This is a genomic window from Ruegeria sp. AD11(2025) (assembly GCF_056542405.1).
In genome coordinates this window covers 20,249-27,639 of record NZ_JBQFZU010000041.1, presented here as the reverse complement: position 1 = coordinate 27,639, position 7,391 = coordinate 20,249, and the positions used below count along the sequence as shown (strand labels likewise).

The window sequence follows — 7,391 nt, the reverse complement described above, 5'->3', positions numbered from 1 at the left end:
ACCGAAACCTCGTCTGCACATGCCCCCCAATGGACGCATACCAAGACGCAGCAGAATAATAATCAGATCCCCCCCGCCAAAATGGCGGGGGGTCGACCCCACGAATGGCAGGTGGAGGAACGATGAAACACTATGTCCTCGGAAACGACCACACACGGCCGGCCAATCGAGGGTCTCAAAGAACACAGTACATCGACGTTTTCCTGATTGATCCCCACGCAAAAGCGTCGGTCGAAATGGTTGCCGAGTTCTTTCAGGCTTTGAACGATCTGGTCGAAGATCACATCTATGTCGTGAATTTCAGATGCGCCGCGACCGGCTCTGCGGGCGACCCACTTTATTGGGCAGGTCGTACGGCAATTTTCTGGGGCGACATTTACAAAGCATGGCCTTGCGAAATCGCAGACAAAACCCGGATTTCGCAGGTATTGAGCCTGGCGTCGCGATCGATACTGGTCGGCGGAGCAGTGCTGCTGTTGGCACAAACTGGGCGGGTCGATGAAACAACCGCTTCCATCCACCCGAACTTTGCCGCTGCGGCACAGGAAATCGGGCTTGCTGACTGCCACGAGAACACACACAGGTCACCTGACAACCGCGTGCACAGCGCCGCAACCAAGCTGGGCGCACTCCGGCTGTTGTCAGAGTGCGTGGCCCTGGATCACGGTGAGCATCTGGCCGAAATCCTGCGCGGCTATATCGGCCTGACCGAGCCGGAACGCGGTTACTCCAGCCAGCTTGCCACCCGCCTGATCCAACGGTCCGGAGCCGATCCGATGGTACGGCAGGTGATCGGGACAATGTTGAATAACGTGGAAGATCCGCTGAAAATCTCCGATCTGTCTCAGGTTGTAGGCGCTTCTACCCGTCAGTTGCAGAGGCGGTTTCTCGGCAAGACAAACGTCAAGCTTCTGACAACTTACCGAGAGCTTCGGTTGGAACGAGCCGACAGCCTGCTGCGACACACCAACATGCCACAGACAGAGATTGCCACGGCAACAGGATTCTCCTCCGCTGCCGCGTTAGGACGCGCGTTTCGGGCGCACTACAACATGTCCACCGGAGATGTCCGAAACCGCCGTTTTGCCGGAGGTTTTCCGGATCGCCGCCGACCAATCTGAGGCAAAAGCCGGTTTTCTGTATGTCTGCGCGAAATCTGCACCACTGGTGCGGATTACCTGCAGGCCGCGCGTTCATCGTCTTCGCGGCTTTGATCGCAACTGATACACTGTTGCGTGCGGCGGAGTCGGACAACGCAATCCCGATGGACCGGCAGTATTTGAGCAGCCTTGGACATACTGCGGCAAAATCGATTTCGGAGCGGGTGGCGCTGCGCGCTTGAATAGCTATCCCGCAGCAAACACACGAAACCAAGCACAATGTGAGTCCTGTTGGTTGTTGATGCCTCCACCTGCTTGAGCCGTTAAGTTTGGCGCCAGAACGCGCGGGACGTCAGGTGACCACCGCGAGTGTCGGCTAATGCGCGAAGCCCCAAGCCGCCCGCAAAGGACCGAACATGATCGTTCCGGATATCAGCCTGGCCGAGATGGATAGGTTCGGGGTTTGCCGCCGCATCCACGCCTCAACTCCGGGTGCTCCGCATGTCTTCAGCGTCCAGAAGGATGGGGAACTCATCACGCACCCGGGTGTCCTCGACCTTGAAACAGTTGGGGAAATACGCGCCCAGAATGGCCTGGGCCTTGTCCTGAGCACGCTGCAGCAGATCAACCTTGCCCGCGTTTTCCCATATTTCTGTGCGTTCGCGGTCAATGAGCTGAGGGTAGACATACTCCGAGTTCATGTCAGGGGTGAAGTCATATGTAACCAAAACGGTAGCCCCCAGCACGTGGATGTTGTCCAGCCAATCGACCAGCCAGGTGAAATCGTGGGTATCGCACGGCGTGGACGGGCGGTAGGATTTGGTGCGCCCGACAAAGGTTGTGACGGCAGTGCTGGAGTTGCGAAATACACGTTTTGGGCCGTGCCGTGGATGACTTCCTTGCCCGAACGATCGCCGCAATTTTAACCTGTGAAACCCGCCCGGAATAGAGGCAAGCCGTGACCAGCATACACATAGATGATAGGAAACCCGGCCTCACCGGAGCGCCGGGCGGCCCCTGGCCGAAGGCGCAGATGGTCCAGACCGGTGCAATTGAGCACGCGGTCGAACCGGTTTTTTTGCAGTAGCGGGCTCCAGGCCGATGGGCTCAAAAAGTGGTGCGTAACCTTGAACGTCAGCCATGACGCGCCCCTTTCCTACGTTTCACCGGGGATGCCAAAGACCTTCAATCCTTTGCCCCTCACGGGACAGTACATGCAAAGTTTCGCAAGCTTCATGAAGCGCGCGCCGACGGAGAGATCAAGGAAAGCTCTAACGGGCTTAACGTTCGGTGGGGTTTTCATCATAGCGCGCGCGCCGCAGATCGTTGATCATGGCCTTGCCCAGCGCGACACACATCAGCAGCAGGACAACGCTGAAGGGCAGCGCGCCGATGATCATCGAATTGGTCAGCGCCTCAAGCCCGCCACCGCCAGCAATCAGCAGCGTCCCGATCACCAGCGTCAGCAGGCCGCCCCAAAGGATGCGATGCACGACTCCGGTTTCCTCGGCTCCGCCGGACATGATCGTGTTCATCACCAATATTCCGGAATCTGCCGAGGTGACCAGAAAGGTCATCGTCAGCACCACGCACATGAAGCTCACGATCACCAGCATATGACCCGAAATCATCTGGCTAAGGGTCACAAACAAAGTGGCCGTGGTCGAAGCCGACAGGATCGCACCATTGGCGTCTCCGTTCAGTTCCAGATCAATGGCCGAACCGCCCAGAATGGTCATCCAGGCGAAACACACCAGCGACGGCGCGATCACCGCACCCAGGATGAACTCTCGCACAGTGCGTCCGCGTGAGATACGGGCAAGAAACAGGCCGACAAACGGGGAAAAGGCGATCCACCACGCCCAGTAGAACGTCGTCCAGCCCGATTGCCATCCGAATAAACGTCCCGGTGTTCCGGTCGCATAAGCCGCGTGTATCGTGGTATCGGACAGGGCGGCTGGTTCGCCACTCAACCCGGCCAGAAAACTGTCGCGGGTGCCCCAGGCATCGGTCGCGTCGGGAAACAGCTCACCCGCAAAAGGGGCAGCTTCGGGGGGCAGGGCCGAGGCAAACTCGGCCTCGGACATCGGGCCATAGGCTTGCAGACTGAGCGGGATAAAGTGGATGATGTAGTCCACCAGCGCCCGCCCAAATGTCGTCATGGCAAAGGCAAACGAACCGAATATGACAAATACCGCCAGCAGGATCAGCGACAGGATCAGATTGAGATTCGACAAGTACTTTACCCCGCGCCCGACGCCCGAGACCGCCGACAGGGTCGACATCAACATCACGGTTGCCAGCGCCAGGATCAGACCAGCGGTCGAGGGCTTCATCACCCCGTCCATCAGCCATTCCGCGCGTGTGATCAGAAACGCTCCGTCCACCAATTGCGACACCCCGTATCCGATGGTCACTGCCACCCCGAGGATTGTGGCTACGACTCCCAGAATGTCGATCACATGACCCGCGACACCATTGGAAAATTCCCCCAGCAGCGGTGTCAGTGCGGTCCGGATCGTCAGCGGCATATCACGGGTATAGGCGTAATAGGCAAGGCTCAGCCCTGTAACCACATAGATGGCCCAGGCGTGAAACCCGGTATGCAGGAAGGTGTATCGGTAGGCCCCCTTGATTGCCTCTTGGCTTTTGGCCTCGACCTCACCCGCGACGGTCAGAGGATTGGTCTCCCACAGACCCAGCGGTTCGGCGGTAGCATAGACCATCAGACCGACACCCAGCCCCGCCCCGAACATCATCGAAAACCATGAGAAGTTGGAGAATTCCGGCCGTTCCCGCTCAGCACCCAACCGCATTCGACCGGTTGCCGGGATGATCGCTATGACGATCAGAAAGAAGGCAAACAGCGCAACCGAGAAATCGTAGAAAATGTTGAACTCTCTCAACAGGCCCGATTTCCATGACCGCAGCGTATCGTTTGCGCTCAGCGGCCAGACCAACGCCCAAAGTACCAACAGCGACACAACGATCTTGCTGACCAGCGCGATCGGCAGGTTGTAGCCCTTGTAGAACCCGCTGTCCTGCCGTTCGATTTTCAGGTCCGTAAAGGGATCTTGCAGCGACATGTTGCTTGGGCCCGCCTCGGTTCCGGTGCCGTTCAGCATCCGGCAAACCCTGAAAGACTGCAACAATTTTCAGGTCTTGCGGTGGACACGTCCCAAGCTGATTAGCCATTCCCGCAAGCTCTGGAACGCCGCGTAGAGCACCGGGATCATCAATAGACCCAGCGTGCTGTCGAGGATCATACCGAACAGAACCGGATAGCCCACCGAGACCCGCGCCGCCGCCCCTGCCCCGCTGGACAGGACAAGGGGCAGAACGCCCACGATGAAACACAGGCCCGTCATGGTGACCGGCCGGAACCGGATTTCCGCCGCCTTCAGAGCTGCATCGCGGATGCTGACACCGCTCTCGCGTTGCTGGTTGGCAAACTCGACCACCATGATCGCCTTTTTTGCCGCTAAGCCAATCAGCAGCACCATCCCGACCTGAGCAAAGATATTACTGGTCAGGAAAGGCAGCAGCGCCAGCGGGATCAGTGCCCCAAACAGCGCGAAGATCGCGGAGGTGATGATCGACAGCGGCAGCACCCAGCTTTCATACAAAACCACAAGGAACAGATAGGCTAGCACCAGCGCTGACAGCACGATGTAGGGCACCAGCCCCTTCGCCTTCACCTCTTGCTGGGTGACGCCCGACCAGTCGATCCGGAACCCTTCGGGCAGGGTTTCGTCGGCAATCGTCTGCATCGCGAGGATGCCATCGCCGGAACCGACCCCGTCCGCCAGTTGCGCGCTGACCGAAGCCGCTGTGAACAGGTTGTAGCGTGGCACCGTATCCGGCGCGAGGACCGGTTCATTGCTGACGAAATTGCGCACGGGAAGAGACTCTCCGGCGCTGTTTTTGACATAGATGTTATCCACATCGTCCAGCGTCTGGCGGAATTCAGCATCAGCAGAGATCACCACCCAATAGACACGTTCATTCAGGATGAAGTTATCCACGAAATACGAACTGAGATTGGCCTGCAGCGCGGTGAAGATATCGGCCACGCTGACGCCCAGAGTTTCGGCCCTGTCACGGTCGATGGACAGTTTGAATTGCGGGCTCTGAGCCGAGAAACTGCCATGCGCGCGGGAAAATTCTGGTGCGGCGTTCAGGGCGGTGACAAAGCCGTTCATCACCGCGTCCAGATGCGCGCCGTCCCCATTTCCCAGGTCCAGCAGTTCGACCGAAATCCCACCGGTCGAGCCAAGCCCGTGAATGGTCGGGAACGGAAAGACGTAAGAAACCCCTTCGGGCAGCGCCGCCAGTTTGCGCTCAAGGCTGTGCATGATGGCATGCCATTGCAGATCGGGACTGGTGCGCTGATCCCATGGTGTCAGCTTAACGATGACCATGCCCGCGTTCGGGCGCCCCCCGGCCAGCATGGAATGGCCGGATACGACGGTGACGGATTCAACCCCCGGCGTTTGTTCGATTAGCGCACCCGCCTTGTCCATAAACGCCTGCGTACGTTGCAGCGAGGCGCCATCCGGAAGCTCCATCGACGCCATCAGAACGCCGTTATCCTCCTGCGGGATCAGGCCGGTCGGCACTGTGTTGAACAGGTACACTGTCAGTCCCACAGCCCCGGCAAAGACCAGCAGCGACACCGCCATGTACCGCAGCATCAACGACACGAGGCGCAGATATTGGCGCCGCAGCCAGACGATCACCGTCGGAACGACGGCTAACGGACCTTTAGGTTTGCTTTCAGTCCTCAGCATCATGGCGCAGAGCACTGGCGCAAGAGTCAAAGCGTTCACGGCAGACAGGACAAAGGCAAAGATGATCGTCAGAGCGAATTGGAAATAAATAGTGCCCGTCACGCCAGGAAAAAAACAGACCGGTACGAACACCGCCGCCAATACAAAGGTCGTGGCGATGATTGGACGGTTGACCTGCGACATTGCCTTTAGCGTTGCCTCGCGCGGGTCCAACCCTTCGTCGCGCAATATACGTTCGGCGTTCTCGATAATGATGATTGCATCATCCACCACCAACGTAATGGCCAGCACCAAAGCAAACAGGGTGATCATGTTGGCGCTGAACCCGATGGCATAGATCAGCGCCACCGCGCCCAGCAGCGATACTGGAATGGAGATAGCCGGCACGATGGTAGCACGAAGGCTGGCCAGGAACAGGAAGGTTACGCCAATCACCAGCCCCGCTGTCAGGGCCAGTGTCGTCATGATATCGCGGATCGAAACACGCACTGCGTCAGTTACATCATATGTGATCTCATATGAGACACCTTCGGGGAACTTCGCCGACAGCTCCTTCATCAGCACGCGCAGATTGTCAGAAATCTCAAGCGCGTTTGCGGTGCTTTCCTGATAGACCGCTACAGTGGCCGAGTCCTTGCCGTTCAGCTTGGTCGAGCCGGAATAGGTCGCCGCGCCAAGTTCAATTCGCGCAATATCTTCCAACCGAGTGACCGACCCGTTGGGATCCGAGGCGACAATGATCCGTCCGAATTCATCGGCATCGCGCAACAGCCCTTCAGCTCGCAATTTGAACTGAAAGTCGGTCTGCCCTTCCGCAAACGGAGGTGCCCCGACCTGCCCGGCGGCGGCGATGACATTCTGGTCCTTGATCGCGTCCGCCACCTCGGCTGCGGTGATGTTCAGCGCCGCCATGCGAACCGGATTGATCCAGACCCGCATGCTGTATTCCAGCTGGCCGAATTGCGAGACCGTTCCGACCCCCGGCAACCTCTGCAATGGGTCATGCAGAAAATCGGCGGCAAAATTGCTAAGGAACAGTTCGTCCCGCGAACCGTCGGGCGAGGTCAGGTTGATTACCACGATCATATTACCCGACCGTTTGGTCACCTCGACCCCCTGCTGCAACACCGCCGAGGGCAATTCGGAACTGGCCAACGCGATGCGGTTCTGCACCTCAACCGCAGCCACATCCGGATCAGTGCCCAGCTCGAACGACACGTTCAGCATATAAGTGCCGTCATTCGAGCTTTTGGAGGATAAGGACAACATGCCCGGAATGCCGTTCACGCGCTCTTCGATGGGGGTGGCAACGGATTCCAGAATGACTTGTGCGTCCGCCCCCGGGTACGAGGTATCAACGTAAATCTGCGGCGGCGTGATATGGGGATATTCAGTGATCGGGATCAGGCGCACGCAGACCGCACCGAACAGAACCAACAGGATCGCAATGACAGTTGCGAAATGTGGCCTGTTGATGAAGTAGTGCGCGATCAAACCGGCC

5 protein-coding genes are annotated in these 7,391 nt (G+C 58.3%); 2 read left to right on the top strand and 3 right to left on the bottom strand.

What is annotated here, in order from left to right; translation table 11 throughout:
• The first annotated feature begins 122 nt into the window (after positions 1-122).
• Both ACR1XY_RS22460 and ACR1XY_RS22455 read left to right on the top strand, forming a co-directional pair.
• Entirely contained in the window at positions 123-1,121 is a 999-nt protein-coding gene (locus ACR1XY_RS22460) for a helix-turn-helix domain-containing protein (RefSeq protein WP_480596662.1), read from the top strand.
• Positions 1,122-1,141: 20 nt separating this feature from the next.
• Positions 1,142-1,342 (top strand): hypothetical protein, encoded by a 201-nt coding sequence (locus ACR1XY_RS22455; RefSeq protein WP_480596659.1) that lies wholly within the window; start codon positions 1,142-1,144, stop codon positions 1,340-1,342.
• A gap of 240 nt (positions 1,343-1,582) precedes the next feature.
• Here the strand turns inward: ACR1XY_RS22455 and ACR1XY_RS22450 are convergent, their stop codons facing one another.
• The 3 genes from ACR1XY_RS22450 to ACR1XY_RS22440 form a co-directional block, all read right to left on the bottom strand.
• Positions 1,583-2,020: a hypothetical protein gene (locus tag ACR1XY_RS22450; protein WP_480596657.1), complete on the bottom strand. Its 438-nt coding sequence runs from the start codon at positions 2,018-2,020 to the stop codon at positions 1,583-1,585.
• Between the two features lie 360 nt (positions 2,021-2,380).
• A complete protein-coding gene (locus tag ACR1XY_RS22445) occupies positions 2,381-4,186 on the bottom strand; it encodes a BCCT family transporter (RefSeq protein ID WP_480596664.1) in 1,806 nt (601 codons plus the stop codon).
• A 69-nt stretch (positions 4,187-4,255) separates the two neighbouring features.
• A complete protein-coding gene (locus tag ACR1XY_RS22440) occupies positions 4,256-7,384 on the bottom strand; it encodes an efflux RND transporter permease subunit (RefSeq protein ID WP_480596655.1) in 3,129 nt (1,042 codons plus the stop codon).
• Positions 7,385-7,391: the final 7 nt, after the last annotated feature.

What these genes read in the sequence shown, in the direction of transcription:
- ACR1XY_RS22460 (WP_480596662.1), top strand. Translation starts at nt 123, where the DNA reads ATGAAACACTATGTCCTCGGAAACGACCACACACGGCCGGCCAATCGA.
- ACR1XY_RS22455 (WP_480596659.1), top strand. Translation starts at nt 1,142, where the DNA reads ATGTCTGCGCGAAATCTGCACCACTGGTGCGGATTACCTGCAGGCCGC.
- ACR1XY_RS22445 (WP_480596664.1), bottom strand. Translation starts at nt 4,186, where the DNA reads ATGTCGCTGCAAGATCCCTTTACGGACCTGAAAATCGAACGGCAGGAC.